The organism is Salipiger sp. (assembly GCF_059781815.1).
In genome coordinates this window covers 1-956 of record NZ_JBYNAH010000404.1, presented here as the reverse complement: position 1 = coordinate 956, position 956 = coordinate 1, and the positions used below count along the sequence as shown (strand labels likewise).

Annotated in this window: 1 protein-coding gene; it reads left to right on the top strand. The window is 72.4% G+C overall.

Annotated features, from left to right (window positions below):
• Positions 1 to 769 (top strand): c-type cytochrome (locus tag AC6RA4_RS25250; protein ID WP_500165039.1); only part of this gene is annotated, 769 nt, incomplete at its 5' end.
• Between the last annotated feature and the right edge of the window lie 187 nt (positions 770 to 956).

The window sequence follows — 956 nt, the reverse complement described above, 5'->3', positions numbered from 1 at the left end:
CGCAAGGGGCGAATATCTGGTGCGCGGCCCGGCAGGCTGCGGAAATTGCCACACGCCGATGGGGCCGGACGGCCCGGTGGCGGGGATGGAGCTGGCCGGACGGCTGGTCGACAAGAACCCGGGCTTCACCGCCTACGCGCCCAACATCACGCCGGCCGGCGCGATCGCTGGCTGGAGCGATGCCGAGCTGGCGCGGGCGATCCGCGAGGGCATCCGCCCCGATGGCAGCCTGATCGGCCCGCCGATGCCCTTCGCCATGTATCGCGGCCTCGACGACGACGATCTCGCCGACATGGTGGCCTTCCTGCGCACGCTCGCGCCGGTCCAGAACGAGGTGCCGCCCTCCGAGTACAACATTCCCCTGCCCCCGGCCTACGGCCCGCCCGTCGAGAGCGTCAGCGCGCCCGAGCGCGGCGTCACGGTGGACTACGGCGCCTATCTGGCGGGGCCGGTGATGCATTGCATGGAGTGCCACTCGCCGATGGGTCCGCAGGGGCCGATGCTCGATGCCGAGCATCTCGGCAAGGGCGGGTTCGAGTTCCACGGGCCGTGGGGCACCTCGACCGCCGCCAACCTGACCAGCCACGAGGACGGGCTGGCGGGCTATAGCGATGCCGAGCTGAAGACGATGATCACCGAGGGCAAGCGCCCCGATGGCAGCCCGATGTTCCCGCCGATGCCCTATGGCTACCTCGCGCAGACCACGCCCGAGGATCTCGACGCGGTGATCCTTTACCTGCGCAGCCTGCCCCCTCTGCCCGACGCCTGAGGCGGCGCGGCGCGCAAGCGCCCTCGCGGGCCTGACGGGAGCGGTCGGACGGCTGGCCATCGGCGGTCCGATCTCAGACCGGGGTCTTGTCGTCGCCGCCCTCGGCGGCGGCGGCCACCGGCATTTCCGGCGGCTTGGAGGGCGCGCGGCGGCGGCGCGACTTGGGCGCAGCCTCGGCAGCGCTCGG